This is a genomic window from Jeotgalibacillus proteolyticus, assembly GCF_002926065.1.
GTDB classification, from domain to species: Bacteria; Bacillota; Bacilli; order Bacillales; family Jeotgalibacillaceae; genus Jeotgalibacillus; species Jeotgalibacillus proteolyticus.
This window is the reverse complement of the sequence record NZ_PREZ01000005.1, coordinates 320,085-337,946: the sequence shown is the minus strand read 5'-3', so window position 1 is coordinate 337,946 and position 17,862 is coordinate 320,085. Positions and strand designations below refer to the sequence as shown.

The 17,862-nt window shown below is 43.1% G+C and carries 18 protein-coding genes and 1 other annotated feature (1 of these 19 cut by a window edge); of the genes, 7 read left to right on the top strand and 11 right to left on the bottom strand.

Annotation, left to right across the window (positions count from 1 at the left end; all coding sequences use genetic code 11):
* Positions 1-115: 115 nt before the first annotated feature.
* Positions 116-607 (bottom strand): hypothetical protein, encoded by a 492-nt coding sequence (locus tag C4B60_RS14755; RefSeq protein ID WP_104058787.1) that lies wholly within the window; start codon positions 605-607, stop codon positions 116-118.
* Between the two features lie 174 nt (positions 608-781).
* Here C4B60_RS14755 and C4B60_RS14750 point away from each other — a divergent pair, with 174 nt between their 5' ends.
* The 3 genes from C4B60_RS14750 to C4B60_RS14740 all read left to right on the top strand — a co-directional run bounded on the left by C4B60_RS14750 (position 782) and on the right by C4B60_RS14740 (position 3,793).
* Positions 782-1,525: a Cof-type HAD-IIB family hydrolase gene (locus C4B60_RS14750; protein ID WP_104058786.1), complete on the top strand. Its 744-nt coding sequence runs from the start codon at positions 782-784 to the stop codon at positions 1,523-1,525.
* Positions 1,526-1,633: 108 nt separating this feature from the next.
* Positions 1,634-2,461: an aldo/keto reductase gene (locus tag C4B60_RS14745; protein WP_104058785.1), complete on the top strand. Its 828-nt coding sequence runs from the start codon at positions 1,634-1,636 to the stop codon at positions 2,459-2,461.
* A 372-nt stretch (positions 2,462-2,833) separates the two neighbouring features.
* Positions 2,834-3,793, top strand: a complete 960-nt coding sequence (locus C4B60_RS14740) for a YflT domain-containing protein (protein WP_104058784.1) — start codon at positions 2,834-2,836, stop codon at positions 3,791-3,793.
* A gap of 47 nt (positions 3,794-3,840) precedes the next feature.
* Here C4B60_RS14740 and C4B60_RS14735 read toward each other — a convergent pair whose 3' ends face one another.
* Both C4B60_RS14735 and C4B60_RS14730 read right to left on the bottom strand, forming a co-directional pair.
* Positions 3,841-4,317 (bottom strand): hypothetical protein, encoded by a 477-nt coding sequence (locus tag C4B60_RS14735; RefSeq protein WP_104058783.1) that lies wholly within the window; start codon positions 4,315-4,317, stop codon positions 3,841-3,843.
* Positions 4,318-4,396: 79 nt separating this feature from the next.
* Complete coding sequence (locus tag C4B60_RS14730) at positions 4,397-4,795, bottom strand: DUF2500 domain-containing protein (RefSeq protein WP_245153992.1); 399 nt, start codon at positions 4,793-4,795, stop codon at positions 4,397-4,399.
* Positions 4,796-4,957: 162 nt separating this feature from the next.
* Between C4B60_RS14730 and C4B60_RS14725 the strand changes: the two genes are divergently transcribed.
* Positions 4,958-5,719, top strand: a complete 762-nt coding sequence (locus tag C4B60_RS14725) for an SDR family NAD(P)-dependent oxidoreductase (RefSeq protein ID WP_104058782.1) — start codon at positions 4,958-4,960, stop codon at positions 5,717-5,719.
* Between the two features lie 81 nt (positions 5,720-5,800).
* Here C4B60_RS14725 and C4B60_RS21520 read toward each other — a convergent pair whose 3' ends face one another.
* The 8 genes from C4B60_RS21520 to argC all read right to left on the bottom strand — a co-directional run bounded on the left by C4B60_RS21520 (position 5,801) and on the right by argC (position 15,291).
* Positions 5,801-5,950 (bottom strand): hypothetical protein, encoded by a 150-nt coding sequence (locus tag C4B60_RS21520; protein ID WP_167578678.1) that lies wholly within the window; start codon positions 5,948-5,950, stop codon positions 5,801-5,803.
* Positions 5,951-5,954: 4 nt separating this feature from the next.
* Positions 5,955-6,902 (bottom strand): ornithine carbamoyltransferase, encoded by a 948-nt coding sequence (gene argF, locus C4B60_RS14720; RefSeq protein ID WP_104058781.1) that lies wholly within the window; start codon positions 6,900-6,902, stop codon positions 5,955-5,957.
* On the bottom strand, positions 6,899-9,994 hold the full coding sequence (locus tag C4B60_RS14715; RefSeq protein WP_104058780.1) for a carbamoyl-phosphate synthase (glutamine-hydrolyzing) large subunit: 3,096 nt from the start codon (positions 9,992-9,994) through the stop codon (positions 6,899-6,901). Before C4B60_RS14715 ends, argF begins: the two co-directional genes overlap by 4 nt.
* A complete protein-coding gene (locus C4B60_RS14710) occupies positions 9,995-11,047 on the bottom strand; it encodes a carbamoyl phosphate synthase small subunit (RefSeq protein ID WP_104058779.1) in 1,053 nt (350 codons plus the stop codon).
* Between the two features lie 76 nt (positions 11,048-11,123).
* Entirely contained in the window at positions 11,124-12,278 is a 1,155-nt protein-coding gene (locus C4B60_RS14705; protein WP_104058778.1) for an acetylornithine transaminase, read from the bottom strand.
* Positions 12,262-13,056 carry an acetylglutamate kinase gene (gene argB, locus C4B60_RS14700; RefSeq protein ID WP_104058777.1) on the bottom strand — a complete coding sequence of 265 codons (795 nt, stop codon included), beginning with the start codon at positions 13,054-13,056 and terminating at the stop codon, positions 12,262-12,264. Before argB ends, C4B60_RS14705 begins: the two co-directional genes overlap by 17 nt.
* Positions 13,019-14,245, bottom strand: coding sequence for a bifunctional glutamate N-acetyltransferase/amino-acid acetyltransferase ArgJ (argJ, locus tag C4B60_RS14695; protein ID WP_104058776.1), 1,227 nt, complete (start codon positions 14,243-14,245; stop codon positions 13,019-13,021). The genes argB and argJ overlap by 38 nt, the downstream gene beginning before the upstream one ends.
* Positions 14,246-14,259: 14 nt before the next feature.
* Positions 14,260-15,291, bottom strand: coding sequence for an N-acetyl-gamma-glutamyl-phosphate reductase (gene argC / locus C4B60_RS14690; protein ID WP_104058775.1), 1,032 nt, complete (start codon positions 15,289-15,291; stop codon positions 14,260-14,262).
* A 453-nt stretch (positions 15,292-15,744) separates the two neighbouring features.
* Here argC and C4B60_RS14685 point away from each other — a divergent pair, with 453 nt between their 5' ends.
* The 3 genes from C4B60_RS14685 to C4B60_RS14675 all read left to right on the top strand — a co-directional run bounded on the left by C4B60_RS14685 (position 15,745) and on the right by C4B60_RS14675 (position 17,525).
* Positions 15,745-16,515 (top strand): helix-turn-helix domain-containing protein, encoded by a 771-nt coding sequence (locus C4B60_RS14685; RefSeq protein ID WP_104058774.1) that lies wholly within the window; start codon positions 15,745-15,747, stop codon positions 16,513-16,515.
* Positions 16,478-16,810, top strand: coding sequence for a hypothetical protein (locus tag C4B60_RS14680; RefSeq protein WP_104058773.1), 333 nt, complete (start codon positions 16,478-16,480; stop codon positions 16,808-16,810). Before C4B60_RS14685 ends, C4B60_RS14680 begins: the two co-directional genes overlap by 38 nt.
* 328 nt (positions 16,811-17,138) lie before the next feature.
* On the top strand, positions 17,139-17,525 hold the full coding sequence (locus C4B60_RS14675) for a response regulator (protein WP_104058772.1): 387 nt from the start codon (positions 17,139-17,141) through the stop codon (positions 17,523-17,525).
* Between the two features lie 170 nt (positions 17,526-17,695).
* Positions 17,696-17,862 (top strand) — a binding site (T-box leader); it runs 54 nt beyond the window's last position.

Here is a 17,862-nt window from a genome sequence, read left to right as displayed (position 1 = left end):
CCCGCGAAAAACATCCCCCTGAAGCGCAGTGAACCGGGTAATTTTAGGTTGAGGCATATTTGTCCCAGCCTAAAACTGTCCTACCCAACAATCTATACTTAATGAGTAACCCCAGTTATTGACCATTCCCTGCAGCTTCTTCTTCCTCCACCGGCGGAAGGGCTTTTTGCTGTATATTAATAGATTGGCGCAGAGAGAGGGGGACGCCGTCATGGTTCATTCGCACTCGTACATAGAAAGGAAAGAGCTCCTTTACGCTGTTTGTATAATTGGATCCATCGTCCGGAACTTTATGTCCGACAGCTTCTTCTTGTTCATTTAGTAAAATAACAACAGGAAGGGAAGCACCTGCTTCTATGTCCTGGTTTTCTCTGTTCCATTCCTCAAAGGTATACCATAAATAAAGCTCATCCTCTTTTTCACCATAAATCTTATAAGCGTCTGTGATAACGCCGCCAGTATTGTTCCATGCAATATTTTCTTCCAAATAACGTTCAAGGGAAGCAGTCTGATAGGAAGGGGTGGGGACAAGCAGGTTTATGGCAAGAAGGACAGTTGCCAGTGCTATGCCATAAAGGTTGTACTTTACTTTTTTCTTTAGACGCATAAGGAACCTCCGATTAGTGTGTATAAAACTGTATTTGACGAAAAGAGGTAATTCTCCTTCAGATTAAAGGAATAAATTTTAGGGGATAAGTAAAATGGTGGTTCCGTTCGATTATAAAAATGAATCAGGCTATACTAATAAAATAGGAAAGGATAAGGGAGGAGTTTAGTGAAAATGGAAGCAGGAAAGATAAAGTTAATTGCACTTGATATGGATGGAACGCTGCTAAAACAGGATCATTCAGTATCTGAGGAAAATCGAAAAGCGATCAAAAAAGCGCAGCAAAAAGGTGTTACGGTGATGGTCAGCACAGGACGGCCGCTTGTTTATTGCAAGGAGATCGTTGAGTCACTAGAGCTTGCTTCTTATTTGATCACAGTCAATGGAAGTGAAATATGGGATGCAGATTTGAATCTGATTGAGCGGACCATGATCGATATCTCTCATATTGAACAAATGTATGAGCTTGCGCAAAAGCATGACACGCACTTCTGGTCCTCGACTGTTGGGGGAGTGTGGAATAAAAAAACAGAATTCCCGAAAGCATTGGATGAGCATGAATGGCTGAAATTTGGCTTTGACATAGAGGATGACGCTATTCGGGAAAGCATCAGGGAAGAGCTTTCATTAAATAAAGAGCTTGAGCTATCGAACTCGAGTGAAACCAATATTGAAGTAAACGCTGCAGGGATAAATAAGGCAGCGGCGATTCGCAAGGTATGTGACAGACTTGGCTTCACCATGGATGAGGTAATGGCAGTGGGCGACAGCCTGAATGATTTAGCAATGATTAATGAAGCAGGCATTGGTGTGGCGATGGGAAATGCCCAGGCGGCTGTTAAGAAAGCGGCAGACTGGGTCACCGAATCCAACGAAGAAGATGGCGTGGCAAAAGCAATTCAAAAGTTTGTTTTATGATTGATTTACCAGATTTGGACATTTAACGGTACTAAATAATAGATTTTTAGAAATGGTCTGATTATACTTATGAAGTAAAAATTTCGTATTTCGAAAGGAGCTTTTAATATGCAAACAATTAAGCTGAATAATGGAATCGAAATGCCTCAAATTGGACTTGGTGTCTGGCAGGTTGAGGATGGAAAGGTTGCAGCAGATGCTGTTAAAAAGGCAATTGAAGTAGGATACCGCTCAATTGACACAGCAGCAATCTACCAAAATGAGACAGGGGTAGGCGAAGGAATTAAAGCGTCCGGAGTATCCCGTGAAGAGCTCTTTATTACGACTAAAGTATGGAATGCAGATCAGGGCTATGATACAACCATTAAAGCCCTTGATGAAAGCTTAGAAAAGCTTGGCCTTGATTATGTGGATCTTTATTTAATTCACTGGCCGGTTCCATCAAAGGACAAGTATATTGAAACCTATAAAGCAATGGAAAAGCTCTATGAAGACGGAAAAGTAAAAGCAATCGGTGTGTGTAACTTTGAAGTTGAACATCTGCAGCGCCTGCTGGATGAGTGTACAGTAAAACCGGCAGTTAATCAGGTAGAATGCCACCCTTACCTAGGGCAGCACGAACTTAAAGCATTCTGTGCAGAGCATGATATTTTCATCGAATCATGGAGCCCGATTATGCAGGGCGGAGCAGTGCTTGAGGACGAAACGATTCGCAATATTGCAGAAAAGTATGGAAAAGAGCCGGCACAGGTTGTCATTCGCTGGCATCTGCAAAGCAATGCAATCGTTATTCCAAAATCCGTTACACCGTCAAGAATTGAGTCAAACTTCAATGTCTTTGACTTTGAATTAACTCAAGATGAAATGAACACGATTAACAATCTGGACCGCAACGAACGTAAAGGTCCACATCCAAGTGACATGAACAGAGAATAGTACTCTGTCAGTAGAATGTAAGACATAACGTTAACTGAAAAAGGATACATTTCATGGTTAATTCGTTAAGAAACGCGAGGTAAACGGAGCGGAAGGCGGCGACTCCAGCGGGATGAAGCGGGAGCTTGATATCCTCGCCCCGCGGAAAGCGTCAGCCTGAAGCGCAGTGAACCGGATATAAAGGGTTGAGACACACATTTGTCTCAACTTTTTTTGTGTTCTTTCAATCTTCTGTTCATAATTTAGAATTAATTTCCACTCCAGCTCTCTAAAAACAGTTTTAAAAGGTGTGAGGCGGGTATTTTACTAGTAAGCTATTCCAGAAAAGTAAAGATACACAGCGAAGCTTAAAATAATGAGGAGGAATATAAAATGGCGAAGAATTTTGTAGAAACCTTTAACTCAGAAGAGCGTATTCTGGAAAAAATCGAAGAATTAAAAGCACAGGGATATAGAGAAGAGGATATGTATGTGATGGCCAGAGACAAGGATGAGCTTTCCTTAGTAAGAGGCCGTACAGATGTAGACCTAGAGTCATCAGAAGGAAACTGGATGGACAAGTTTAAAGCCTTTGTAACAGGAGATTCCCCGGTACGTGAAGCGTTTAACCGGATGGGAATGGAACGAGAAGACGCAGAGCGTTATTACGACGATGTAAATAACGGTGCATTTCTGCTTTACGCAGATAGAGAATACGGCGGAGCAGCAGGAACTGTTAAGGATGACACCCGCTCACCTTACCCTGAAGACCAGGAAAGAAACGGCGTCCAGGCAACCGATAAAAATCCGTATTACGGAGATGAAAATATCGCACCTCCAACAGGTCTTGAGCAGGACCGCACGACAAGAGGAACAAACTTTACGAACACGGATGAGTCTACCCATACGGAGTCCGGCAGTGATAACGGTAAAAATCTTGGACCATCAGAAGAGGATAAAGAGCGCTTTGGCAGCCCTTCTGGAAGTGACAACGGAAGCAATCCGATTAACATGGAAAAGTCCGATGATACAGTTGATGCCGGAACACCAAGAAATGATATTCGCCCGGACCAGGAGGGGAGAACGGCACAGGACTCTTCTGTCGATAATGGCGAGTGGGAGGATCGTGAGCGCTCTACCGGTACATCCGGAACGTACTCCAATAAGAATGAAGACACTGTGCGCCTTGGCGATGATGTCGAGGTTGATAACCGCCAAGTTGAAAAATACGAAGACGATGAAAACCGTCTTTGGGGCGGTCAGTCAGTAGAGGATGAAAATCTTCAGCATAAGCATAGTGACCTGGATGAAAGTGAAAAGGATTCAAATCGTAAAGTGAGAAACAACAGATAAATAAAAATAACAAAAAAAGCTTATCAGGATCTCCTGATAAGCTTTTTTTAGTATCTTTTTTTCGTAAATCCTTCTTCCTCTAGGTAAGCCGCTGCTTCATTGTAGGAAGGGAAGATCCCCTCGAGGTTTTTACCTGCATAGACACTCCACATATCATCTTCTTTTGTAAGAAGAAGTGTTTGCAGATTTGCATTTGCCCATGTTTCTTCGACTGCAGCCTCAAAATCAGCCAGCTCCTCCTGCGGTTCTATTGAAAGAGAACGAATGGATTTTTCGATCAGCAGACGAATATCTTCTTCCGGGAACTCCCGAATATTGATCATGCCTTTATCATTTTTCTTATAGCCTTTTACAAATCCTCCGAAAATAAATCCGTTGCCATTTGGGTGGATATGATAGCCAACGAGTGATTTATCTCTTTTGCTCTCATCAAAATGGAAATTCACACGGCCTAAGGAAACCTCTTTACGGGTAAGTTCAGGGTAGGATTCAAAAATGGACAGTTTTTCTTCAAATGTAAGCATAGTGCCTCCGGTCATATTCTTATTGTTCTAATACTGCCAACAGTATACCATATTTTTTACTTCCGCATTTCTCGAGCCGCTATTCTTCAGATGAAGCTTCTCGTGTAAAATCAAGAAAACGTGTTCCTTGATAATGGACCGTACCTTTATCCCCTTCAGCAAGCAGACCATAATCCTTTCCTTGAACCTGAAGCTCCATACGGCTCCCGGAAGACAGCTCGAATGTGATGTAGTACTGAGTAGTTGAGTTATGATGATGGTTGCTTCCGACATGGCGGTTTTGTGTTCGTTTAGTCAGAACAAATGCCTGCTTCGTTTCCTGAGGGGAACGATTATTCATCGACCACACTGAAACTCCTTTAATAGCTGTAAAAATGAGAAGGCCAAAAACAATAATAAATACGATGGCAATAAATATAGGAACTGCTGAAAACATGAAGTTTGAATCGGAATGAGCAAATTGGATCAGCATCGGCATTTCTTTTCCTCCTGCTTGCAGTAATTTCCCCCTATTATATAAGAAAATTGGATGAAACATAAGAAAATAACATTTTAAGGAGGAAGAACAATGAAATAATGATAAAATTAGTTTAGTGAAAATTAAAACTATTTAACTAGTTAAAGGATAAGGAGAATGAGAATGGGAACTCAACATCGTCTTGAAGGAAAAGTAGCCCTTGTAACAGGAGGATCAAAAGGATTGGGGAGATACATAAGCAAGGAGTTAGCCCGGGCTGGCGCAACTGTTTTAGTAAATTTTGCGCACAATGAACAAACAGCTAACAAAACAGTAGAAGAAATTAATTCAATTGGTGCAGGGAATGCTTATGCGGTAAAAGGAGATATTACAGATGAAACAGCAGTAAAAGAATTAATAAGAGAGGCAAAAGAAAAAGCAGGGGGAGAAATTGATATTCTCGTAAATAACGCCACGGGGCCCCAGCCTGAGCTTGGAATTGAAGAGAGCACATGGCAGGATTATTTAGACCAGCTTCACTTTTTTGTAAAAGCACCCCTGCTGCTCACTCAAGCATTGCTTCCTGAAATGAAGGAAAGAAGAGCAGGGAGAATTATTACGATTGGAAGTGAAGTAGTCCAGTTAGGTAATCCGAGCTTTGCCAATTATGTAACCGCCAAATCAGCCCAGCTTGGCATGACGCGGTCGTGGGCAAGTGAACTTGGACCTTTTGGAATTACGGTAAATCTGATTAACCCCGGGTTTATTCCAGTGGAGAGGCATGAGGGGATCGATCCAGGCGGCTACGCGAAGCAGGTTCCACTAAGAAAAACAGGGGAAGGAACGGATATTGGGAATGCAGTTGTGTTTTTAGCCTCTGAAGACTCAAAATTCATCACTGGTCAGTCCCTGTCCGTTAATGGAGGAAATACATTTGGTGTGTAAGCGCTGACAGAATTCTTTTCTCGAAATAAAGAAGCTGAGACATATGTGAGTCTCAGCTTCTTTGATCCGGTTCACTGCGCTTCAGGCGGGCGCTTTCCGCGGGGCGGGGCCCTTCGTTAACTTGCTTTCAGCAAGTGGATCTTCAGCTCCCGCTTCATCTAAGCTGGAGTCGCCACCTTCCGCTCCGTTCACCTCACGTTTTAAAATATTCGGTAAGTCTTTGGTTCTCATACAACTATTTGATCAATGCAACTAAAAGTGCCTTTTGCGCGTGGAGACGATTTTCAGCCTCCTGAAAAACGACTGAATGAGGTCCTTCAAGAATGGAGGTAGTGACCTCTTCTTCACGGTGGGCAGGAAGGCAGTGCATAAAAATATAATTAGGATTTGCATGCTTAACGAGCTCATCATTTACCTGATAAGGAGTAAAGTGACGGGTGCGTTCAAGCGCCTCTTCCTCCTGGCCCATGCTTGCCCATACGTCTGTGTAAATGATATCACTGCCTGTTACAGCAGTTATTGGATCCTCTACAACTTCAATTTTGGCTCCGGTCTGGCTGGCAATGGATTGGGCAAACTCTACCATTTCAGCGCGCGGGAAGTAGCTTGCCGGGGCCGCAATCGTGCAGTCCATGCCAACCTTTGCCGCACCGATCATTAGTGAATGAGCCACATTATTTCCGTCTCCAATATAGGTTAATTTTTTTCCTTTAAAGGTCCCGAAATGCTCATAAATGGTTAATAGGTCTGCAAGGATCTGGCACGGATGATATTCATCTGTCAGCCCGTTAATAACCGGAACGGAGCTGTTCTGCGCCAGCTCATCCACCGTTTCCTGCTTAAAGGTGCGGATCATAACGCCATCTAAATAACCGGATAAGACACGGGCGGTATCAGCGATGGTTTCTCCTCTGCCCATTTGAATATCGCGGGTGCTTAAGTACATGGCGTGCCCTCCTAGCTGAAGCATGCCTGCCTCAAAGGATACACGCGTACGGGTGGAGGACTTTTCAAAGATCATCCCGAGCACCTTTCCTTTTAAAAGGGGAAGGTGCTTATTTTCAGGTTTTTTTAATTCAACCGCAAAATGGATTAACTCTAAAATTTCATTTGTTGTAAAATCCTTTAAGGAAAGCAGATTTTTCTGCTCAATTACTGGAATTAAGGGGTGAGTGAAATTCATGCAAGCACTCCTTTCTGAAGTAATGTAGATTGACCGAGTGTGCCGAGATAAGCCTCAGCTGTCTCAAGCCGTGTCCAAACATGCAGACGGTGAATCGCTGCTTTTTTCTCGTTTTTTGCAGCTGCGTCTGTGTGTAAATTGATATATACCTTCTTATCTTCGCGCTCCATCCACTCATCAAAGCTTAGGCTGCTGGAGGACAGGACGGTAAATCCGTACGACTCCCACGCTTTTACATCGATTTTTGACCAGGAGGCCGCTTCAATAAAGATGCTCCCGCTTTCCTTCCAAAGGTTCGCCAGCTGCTGGCTTGCCCCTGTCAGCGCCTTATACATAGCGATGTTCGGATCATGATGAGAAGCGATGACTTCACCTGTTGATGTCATGACCGGTGATAGAGCAGGGGAGAGGTCTGGAAGCTTAACATGTGAGAAGACCGGTGCTTTCACCGTAAACTTGCGCTGTCCATTAAAGCTGCCCATAATATTAAGCTCATCAAAGGTTTTTCCTAGCATTAAAGCAGTAGCATGCTGTACCAGAGGAACATCTGTGACCTTGCTTGCGATCGGTGCTGTTCTGGATGCACGCGGGTTTATCTCGATCACGTAAAGACCATCCTTCTGGCAGACAAACTGAATATTGAAAAGACCTTTAAAGGACATATTTTTAGCAATATGCTTTGAAACGCTGCAGACATAATCAAGCATCTTAGCCGGAAGATTCAGAGGAGGCGTAATTGAAATGCTGTCTCCTGAATGGACCCCGGTTCCTTCGATATGCTCAAATACTGCAGAAATCCATGAATTTTCCCCATCCGTTAAAACGTCAACCTCAACTTCTTTGCCTTCAATAAAGCGGTCAACTAAAACAGGATATTCAATTTGGGCGGATGCAAGAAAGTCATCGAGCTCCTGCTCTGTATTCAGTTTGACCATTCCGCTGCCGCCGATTACATAGGACGGTCTAAGAAGAATCGGGTAGCCGATGGAAGCAACTGCCTGCCAGATTTCAGCCGGCTGATTGGCTGTAAAGCCCGGAATCACAGGTAACTTAATGGACTCTAGGAAAGAGTAAAAACGGTCCCGGTCCTCCATTTGATCCAGGATCTCAGAAGTGGATCCCAGAATCGTAATTCCTGCTGCTTCAAGTGATTTTGCTACATTTATGGAGGTCTGGCCGCCAAATTGCACAATTACCTGGTCGATTCCTTCGAAGTCGAGAACATTTAAAATATCCTCTGTCGTCAGCGGTTCAAAGTAAAGTGCGTCCGCTACCTCGTAATCTGTACTTACTGTCTCAGGGTTATTGTTAATCATGATCGCTTCGTATCCAAGCTTTTGAAGAGCGATTACGCTATGGACACAGCAGTAATCAAATTCAATTCCCTGACCGATCCGGATCGGTCCTGAGCCAATAACGGCAACTTTTTTTGCAGAGGAGCTTCGTTCATCTGATGTTCCGCTCCAGGTAGAATAAAAATAATTAGATTTCGCTTCAAATTCTGCTGCGCACGTATCAACCATACGGTAAGAAGGAGTAATGCCCCATTTTTTACGCTGGTCACGTATTAATTGAGCAGGAACGCGCCAAAGCTTCGCTAAGTCAGCGTCACTAAAGCCATGCTTCTTTGCATGGTTAAGACGCTCTTTTGTTATTTCAGTCCAGGTAAATTCCTTAAGCTCTTTTTTCATCGACACAATTTTTTGAAGGACAGATAAAAAGTACGGAGAAATACCTGTCGCCTCTTGAAGCTCTTTTAACGAATAGCCGCGCATAAACAGCTCGATCAGGACGAAAAGTCTGCGATCGTCAGGATTTACAGCGAGATATTTCAGGCTTTCATCACTTTCGTCTGCCAATGCCGGCAGTCTGAAGCCTTCCAGTTTTATATCCAAAGAGCGTATAGCTTTTTGAAAAGCAGCCTCCATATTCCGTTCAATCGCCATTACTTCTCCGGTAGCCTTCATCTGAGTGCCAAGCTTCCGGTGTGCTTCAGTAAACTGGTCAAAGGGCCACCGCGGAATTTTAACGGTCACATAATCAAGTGCCGGCTCAAAGCTTGCAAAAGTAGTGCCGGTCACAGGATTTTTTAACTCATGCAAACTGTAGCCAACCGCCAGTTTTGTCGCAAGGCGGGCAATAGGGTAGCCCGTTGCTTTAGAAGCAAGAGCTGACGAGCGGCTTACCCGCGGGTTAACCTCAATAAGAAAATACTCGGATGTCACAGGGTGAAGGGCGAATTGAATATTGCAGCCTCCGACTATCCCAAGTGCTTCAATAATTTTTATCGAAGCTGTTCTGAGCATATGGTATTCCTTATCATGGAGCGTCTGACTTGGTGCTACAACAATCGAATCTCCCGTGTGAACGCCTACCGGATCAAGGTTTTCCATATTACAAATCGTTATGCAGGTGCCGGCAGCGTCACGCATTACTTCATATTCAACTTCCTTATAGCCTGCAATGCTTTTTTCTACCAGACACTGATGGATGGGGCTTGCGCTTAGACCCTGCTTTACAAGGTTGATAAAGTCTTCTTCCACTTCCGCAATGCCGCCGCCAAAGCCGCCAAGTGTATAAGCGGGACGGACGATTACCGGATAGCCTACACTTTTCGCAAAAGTAAGTGCCTGATCAATTGAATAAATAATATCGCTTTCCGGTACAGGTTCATTGAGCGCATTCATAAGAGAACGAAAGGCATCGCGGTCCTCGGCTTGTTTAATGGAGTCAATATTGGTCCCCAGAAGCTTTACATCATATTGTTCAAGAATCCCTTTATCTGTCAGCTCCATCGCCAGATTTAATCCTGTCTGGCCGCCAACGGTTGCTAAAAGGCCATCGGGTCGCTCTTTTTCAAGGATAGCTGCAACACTTTCTGCTGTCAGCGGTTCAAAATAAACGGTATTGGCAATTGTTTTGTCCGTCATGATAGTCGCAGGATTATTATTAATTAGAACAACATCAATGCCTTCTTCCTTCAGCGCGGTGCAGGCCTGTGCTCCGGAATAGTCAAATTCCGCTGCCTGCCCGATGACGATGGCGCCGGAACCGATGACGAGGACTTTTTTTATTGAGTCTTGCTTGGGCATTTAAGACACCTTCTTTTCTTGATCAATGGATTGGAAGAATTGCTCGAATACTTCGTGGTGTTCAGCTGGCCCGGGCGAAGCTTCAGGGTGAAACTGAACGGTCATAATGGGCAGCTCTTTATGGTAAAGTCCTTCAATACTTAGATCATTAACATTTGAATATAAGACGCCTAAAGTGGCGGGAAGATCATTTAATTCAACTACGTAGCTGTGATTCTGAGAACTCATGCTGACCCGTTGTGATTTCAGGTTCATAACAGGATGGTTTGCTCCCCGATGGCCAAAGGCAAGTTTTGTTGTCGTAGCGCCAAATGCCAGCGCGAGTAACTGGTGACCGAGACAAATTCCAAGGGAAGGGTAGCGCTCAACCCACCCGCGATAGACTGGCACATATTCCTGTAAGGAGAAAGGATCCCCAGGGCCGTTTGAAAAGAGCAGGCCGTCCAGCTTGTAGGAATCGAGCACCTCTGTTGAAACGGTGTAAGGGAAAACCGTCACCTTGCATCCCCGGTTTAGCATCGCTTCTAAAATGGATTTCTTATAGCCAAAATCAATTAAGCCAATATGAGGTGCTCCTTCCCCGTAGGTTTTAATGGAAGCGGCTGTAACGCTTGGTACAAGAAAGGTTTTTATCGGCTCCCATGCGGGAAGAGGTTTGCCTTCAAGGCTCATAACAGCCTGCATCGTTCCATCCTCGCGAATAACTTTAATAACAGACCGGGTGTCTACTCCTGTCATTAACGGAACTCCCTGTGAGGAGGCAAAATCAAGTAAAGAAATTCCTTTTTCAAGCTCGCCTTCATACACCTCTGTCACGACAATTCCTGCTACCTGAATCTCTGCTGACTCCAAATGAGCATGCTGTATTCCGTACTGTCCCATTAAGGGATAAGAAAAAACAATAATTTGACCGTGATAGGACGGATCAGTTAATACTTCTTCATAACCTGTCATACCGGTATAAAAAACGATTTCACCTTGTACGTCAGTTGTTGTTCCTTTCCAGACTCCAGAAAATGACTGGCCGTTTGATAGCGATAATGTACCTTTCATCTATCGGATCCTCCTTTGTATAATTATTAATGGGAATGTAATAATATTCATTTTGCGTTAAAAAAGTACTCCTGAATCAGGAGTCGATGGTGACTGTAGATAAAAGAATGTTTTTTAGTATGTCAGCTGCCTGTTCGAGTTCTTCCTTTGAAACGGTCAGAGGAGGTAGAAGCCTGATTACATTTGGCCCCGCAGGAACAACCAGAAGTCCTGCTTCCTCAGCCTGTTTTATAAATGGTGCTGCTTCGTCTGTACATTCAAGACCGAGGAGAAGTCCTTTTCCTCTAATCGCTTTAAGTGCCCCGTTATCTAAAAGAGGGGAGAGAAGCTTTGTCAGATAGCTTCCTTTTTCGGCAACCTCATTTGTAAAGGAATCCGGAAAGGCAAGCTCTGTTACCTTTCTGGCCACACTTACAGCCAGCGGGTTGCCGCCAAATGTGGTTCCATGTGTGCCGGGGCCAAATGAATCGAATAATTCCTCTGAGCCAAGCATTGCTCCAATCGGAAATCCGTTGCCAAGGCCTTTGGCGAGTGTGACAATATCAGGCTTTAAATTCGTTTGCTCATAAGCATACCTGGTGCCGGTACGGCTGATTCCTGTTTGCACTTCATCTATTATCAGTAAAATATTCTTTTCCCTGCATAAGGTATTAATTGTCTCAACGAGCTCATGATCAAGGACATTAACGCCGCCCTCGCCCTGAATGACCTCGATAAGAATGGCAGCCACCTGATCATCTGCGGCATTAACGAGTGCTTCCTTATCATTAAAAGGCACGGTGCGGAATGATTCTAAAAGGGGACCGAAGCCCTGTTTTACTTTTTCCTGACCGGTCGCTGACATAGCGCCGAAGGTCCGGCCGTGAAAAGATTGTTCAAAAGTTATAATGACATGCTTCTGTGAGTGCTTTCTTGAAAGCTTTATCGCTGCTTCATTTGCTTCTGCTCCACTGTTGCAAAAGAAAGCGTGCGCAAGAGGTGTTCCGTCGACTAGTGATTCAGCGAGCTTTTCCTGCTCCGGGCTTTCAAAAAGGTTTGAAATATGCCAAAGCTTTTCACTTTGCTGCTGTAAGGCGTCAACAATGGCAGGGTGTGCATGCCCGAGATTAGTGACGGCAATACCGCTTGTAAAATCAAGATAGCTTTTACCGGAAGAGTCTTCAACGACCGTTCCTTTCCCTTTTACAATCGATAACGAGCGTCTTGCATAGTTATTAAACAGGAAAGTCATGAGCTTCCACCTCCTGGGATATAGTTGTTCCTGTAAGGGATTCTCCCACAATTTGAACGGATGGAATGCCTTCCTTCAGGCAATTTAATGCAGCTTCTGATTTAGGAATCATGCCACCGTAAATATCTCCTGATTGAATCCATTGTTCAATATCTTGAGAAGAAACATCCTTTTGAGTCTGGTCATTAATTTTAATACCCGGCGTATCCGTAACAAGCAGCAATTCATCTGCGTCTAAAGCGTGGGCAACCTTTCCAGCTACCGTATCAGCATTGATGTTAAGTGCCTGGCCGTCTGCAGTGGTGCCGATACAGGAGACGACGGGAACGTAACCGTTATGTGTAAGGGTAGTCAGCAGTTCAGTTTTAACCTCCTGTATGCTGCCCACATATTCATAGATCTCTTTATCTAAGTAATCACAAAGCAGGAGATGATGGTCAAAGCCGCTTAAGCCGACAGCTTGTATTCCAGCCGCGTTTAATTGATGAACAAGAGAAGGATTAACTCTTCCGATCAGCGTGGTTTGGACGACTTCTATAGCTTTTGCAGAGGTGACCCTTAGTCCGTTTTTAACAGGTGTTTCAATCTTCTGCTGAGCAAGCTTTTTATTTATAGCAGGCCCGCCGCCATGGACAATGACAAGTGAATGACCATTGGCAAGCAGCTCAGACAGTCGGGTATAAAAAGAGGGAGTCAGCGTGTGGAGCAGGCTTCCTCCAAGCTTAATCACTGTAATCGGCTTAGGTACGATAGCTGGCATTGATTTGGACGTAGTCATACGTTAAATCACACCCCCAGGCAAGTCCGTGTCCATTTCCCTGATGAACATCCACTTTTAATTTAATTTCTGGCTGCTTCAAATACTCGATAAGCTCATCCTCTGAAAATGGGACAGGCTCTCCGGCCTCAACGACAGTCATGCTTCCTATTTGAATTAAGATCGCATTTGGATCCAGAGTAGCTCCGCTGTACCCCACTGCTGCCAGAATTCTTCCCCAGTTTGCGTCACAGCCAAAAACAGCTGTTTTTACTAAAGGAGATCCAACTACAGTCTTGGCTATCGAACGCGCTTCGGTATCGTTTATCGCCCCTGAAACCTCTACTTCAATCAGCTTCGTTGCGCCTTCTCCATCCTTTGCAATCATTTTTCCCAGATCTTCGCATACATGCAAAAGTGTCTGGAGAAAAACTGCCCAATCCGGATGCGAAGGGGAGAGGGTGTTATTCCCGGCCAGCCCGTTGGCCATCACAACGACCATGTCGTTTGTCGATGTATCGCCATCCACTGTAATGGAATTAAAGGTACGATCTACTACGGATGTTAAAGCAGCATGAAGATCCTTCGATTCAATGGCTGCATCCGTTGTAATAAAACCGAGCATTGTCGCCATATTCGGATGAATCATTCCAGAGCCTTTGGCAGTTCCGGCGATTGTTACGGTTTTGCCGTCAATATCGACACGGTAAGCAGTGTTTTTGGAAACAGTATCCGTCGTCAGGATGGATTGAGAAAAATCAATGGAGCCTTTAAGGCCAACAGCAGGCTCTAAACGTGGAATCCCGTTTTTAATACAATCCATTGGCATTTTTTCGCCAATCACACCAGTAGATGCGACTCCGACCAAATGATCTTCAATTCCAAGCTGCTGCGCTGTCATGTTTTGCATCGTTCTGGCATCTGCAAAACCCTGCTTTCCCGTGCAGGCATTTGCGTTACCGGAATTGACAATGATCGCCTGCATCTTTCCGGTTTTTGCGATTGCTTCCTTTGTTACAAGGAGTGGAGCAGCTTGAACCACATTTGTGGTGTATACGCCAGCAGCGTTTGCCGGCACGTCACTGACTAAAAGAGCTAAATCATTTTTTTTGTGTTTTATGCCGCAATGAAGGCCGGCAGCGCGGTAGCCGATTGGAGAGGCTATATTATTACCTGAAATACGCTTTATCGATGGATATACAGTGGTCATGCTACTCCTCCTAGCTAAATAAATAATGGGATAACCGAAAGTCCGGTGGATTCATCTAAATCAAATTGAATATTCATGTTCTGGATGGCCTGGCCTGCAGCGCCTTTTACTAAATTGTCGATGACAGCCACAATCGTTGCCCGGTTTGTTCTCGGGTCAACATGAATCTGAATATCACAGTAATTTGAGCCGTAAACCTGATTTGTACCAAACGGTGAAGCATCCTGGTTAAATCGGACAAATGCTTCATCCTTATACGTTTCCTTATAGCAATCAATTAGCTGCTGTTCTGTTACACCATCTGCAAGAGGTGCATAGCTTGCAGCCAGAATGCCTCTGGTCATTGGGACCAGATGTGTACTAAAGGTAATGGGTTGCGGCTTTCGGGCAAAAAGCTCCAGCCCCTGTTCGATTTCGGGAATGTGCTGATGCTGATTTACCTTATAGATTGAAAGATTTTCATTTGCCACACTGTAATGAGTGATCTGACCAGGTTTATTTCCTGCACCAGAAACTCCGCTTTTCGCATCAATAATTAGATTATCTGTATTGATTAACGAATTGTTTACAGCAGGAAGCAGGGAAAGAAGAACTGCAGTGGGATAACACCCGGGATTTGCAATGAGGGAGGCTTCCTTTATTTGAACACGATTCCACTCGGATAATCCGTATACACTTTCCTCCAGTGCATCTGTCGGAGCTGCCTCTTTCTTGTACCACTTCTCATATTCTCTTTCAGGAAGGCGGAAATCCCCGGAAAGATCAATCAGTCTGGGTCCCTTTCCAATTAGAGAAGGAAGCAGCTTGCTTGAAACGCCGCTCGGTGTACTTGTGAATACTACGTCCAAGTTTGCTAGATGACCAGAATCAATTTTATGAAGGGGAGTATCGTAAATATTCATTAAATGTGCATATTTATTAGAAAAAATATTCCCTTCCTCTGAAGACGAAAAGAGGTCAATTGATTCGACTTCCTTATGACCATGTAAAAGTCTTATAAGCTCAAGTCCTCCGTAACCCGAAGCACCAATAATTCCAACCTTCATAACCATCACTCCGAAAAAATAGGATAGACACATTATAGTATGTATAAAAATAAAAGCAACAGTATTTTTATAAATTTTTAAATTCTTTCTCAGAAAATGATTTAGGAGGGTAGAGGAATACATGAACGTTTTCTTTTTTATAATAGAAAATAAGACTTAATATTATAAATTTACAATTAAAGTAACAAAATTAATTTAATTGACTATGTTGTCGGAAATAGTATCAGTTTGGACAGAAGAGGAGTATATGCTTTAAATATAGAGAGAATAAGAAATATTATAAGTACTATAGTCATCTTTATGAAGGTAATAACTAGATAGATCTCTCGTCTTGAAGATAAATAATAATAAAAATACAAAGAGAAAGGATTAATTGTTTACAATACATGCCAAATAATTTAATATTAAAATTGTAGTTTGAAAGCTTTTATAGATTTTCAAGGAGGATATTTAGTGAAAGATTTAACATATGATGAACAATTCGCCCGTTTGTATATACGTGACATAGAAGTCACGAAAGATTATAAAGAAGTTGTGAGCTTTTTTCAGCTTCAGGAAGAACTTATGCGTGCCGTTTTAGCCAGTGCAGTCAGTGATGCTGAGAAAGTGATGAAGAAGCTGCAGGAAACCCTTCATGTCCGGGCACCTCTTGATCTTCATGTCGCTCTCCCCCGTTTTTACCTTACACAGATTGCTTTGTTTACTAACGAAATAAAGAAATTCGGCATATCTCCTCTTAAAATTTTTTGTTTCAGCTCTGCGAGTATAGAAATCATCTATTCCTGGAAAACTGAATCGGAGTTGATTGAGGGAGGAAAGTGGCTCGTTGGCCATTTAATTGATATGATAAATGAAAGACTTCACCCGCTCTTTAACCATCCGCTTGTCAGACAGGCTGCTGAATACATTAACCGCCATTTGGAAACGGCAATAGAAGTAGATGCCGTAGCTAAAAAGCTTGATATCTCTCCCAGCTATCTCGCTAAGCTATTTAAGCAGGAAGCAGGAATGACGGTAAAACAATTCAGCAACAGCCGCAAGGTAAGCGAGGCGAAATACTATTTGCAATATTCTTCGCGGGATATTGCGGAAATATCTGAGCAATTTTCGTTCTGTAACCAAAGCTACTTTACAAAAGTCTTTAAAGAGCAGATTGGCATGACACCTAAACAATTCAGATTATCACTTGAAAGAAAGCCAACCAAAGTACTCCAAAAGGTCTAGTAAAGGAGGGAGCTCCATTAAAGCACTGGCATCACACGGATATACTATCATTACCCGTAAGATTGAATGGGAAGAGCAGCATATTATTGAACATACTCATGAGCTTCAATTGTTTGAAAACCGGATTGTTGATCACGCAAATCAGTTCCCGTTAGCTGAAATTCTTGATATTTCTTATAAGTCCAGCCGTCAAAGCTATGGACTTCTTTATATTCATACGATTAAGGGTTTGTTTCCATATAAGGTTAAGGAGCATCCTTCTGCTTTTATTGAGAAGTATCTGGAGCTTAAGTGAATCGAAAAAAAGCCAATCGTTAAGATTGGCTTTTTTATTTAACTTGAATTCGAGTTTCAATCCCCTATTATTGGAAAAGAAGGCACTTATTTTTTACAATAGGTTCAAACAATGAGATAATGAACTTTACAATTAAATAAAGGGAATTAGCCTTTAATAGTAGAATAATAGTTAAGAAGTGTTTATTTTCACTTTCCTGAAATGTAAAAAGGAAAGCAAGTCTGAAAAAGCACATCTGAGCAAACTGTTTATCCTGGAAATAAATATAAAAACTGCACTGTGATGCAGAAGATTTAAAGGGGGTACGGATAGGGGAAGGAGGAATTACATGCAAAAGGTAATGATTATTGAGGACAACAACGATCTTCGACTAGATTTGACTGAACAGGTGAAGGGTAATGGGTATGAACCAATTCCCATCACAGATTTTGAGCGGATCATTGAGCATTTTATAGAAGAACAGCCTGACCTGGTTCTCTTAAATGTGAATCTTCCTTATTTCGATGGCTATTACTGGTACCGTCAGATCAGGGAGTATTCTGAGTGTCCTGTGATTTATCTTACTCAGGACGGAGATGATCCGACAATGCAGCTTAAAATTCCCGAAACAAAGCAGGGCTCAAAAAAAAGTGTAGCCGTCAAACCATACACCAGTGAGATTCTGACAGCTACTTTGCGTTCCCAATTAGCAAGTACCTATCCTAAAACAAATTAAGATTTCTGACGCAGCCTTTCATCATTGCCGTGGTGAAAGGTTTCGTTTTTTATTGTATACCACTTTTATACATTTAAAAACCCCTAATTTCAATTATTTCATATTCGAGATTAATAATAAAGCATGGATTGAGTTTTCAACTGGGCATGGATATAATAAGGAAATATAGCACAAATTCGAAGAGCAAGAGAGTAAAAAGCAGCAAAGCAAAAGAGAGCCGGGGAGGGTGGAAGCCTGGCGCAGAAGCTGTTTTTGAAGCGCACTTGTGAGATGCACCGCTGAACTCGAGTAGGCGCTGCCGGCTTCATGCAGCCGTTAATTGCATAAGATGGAATGT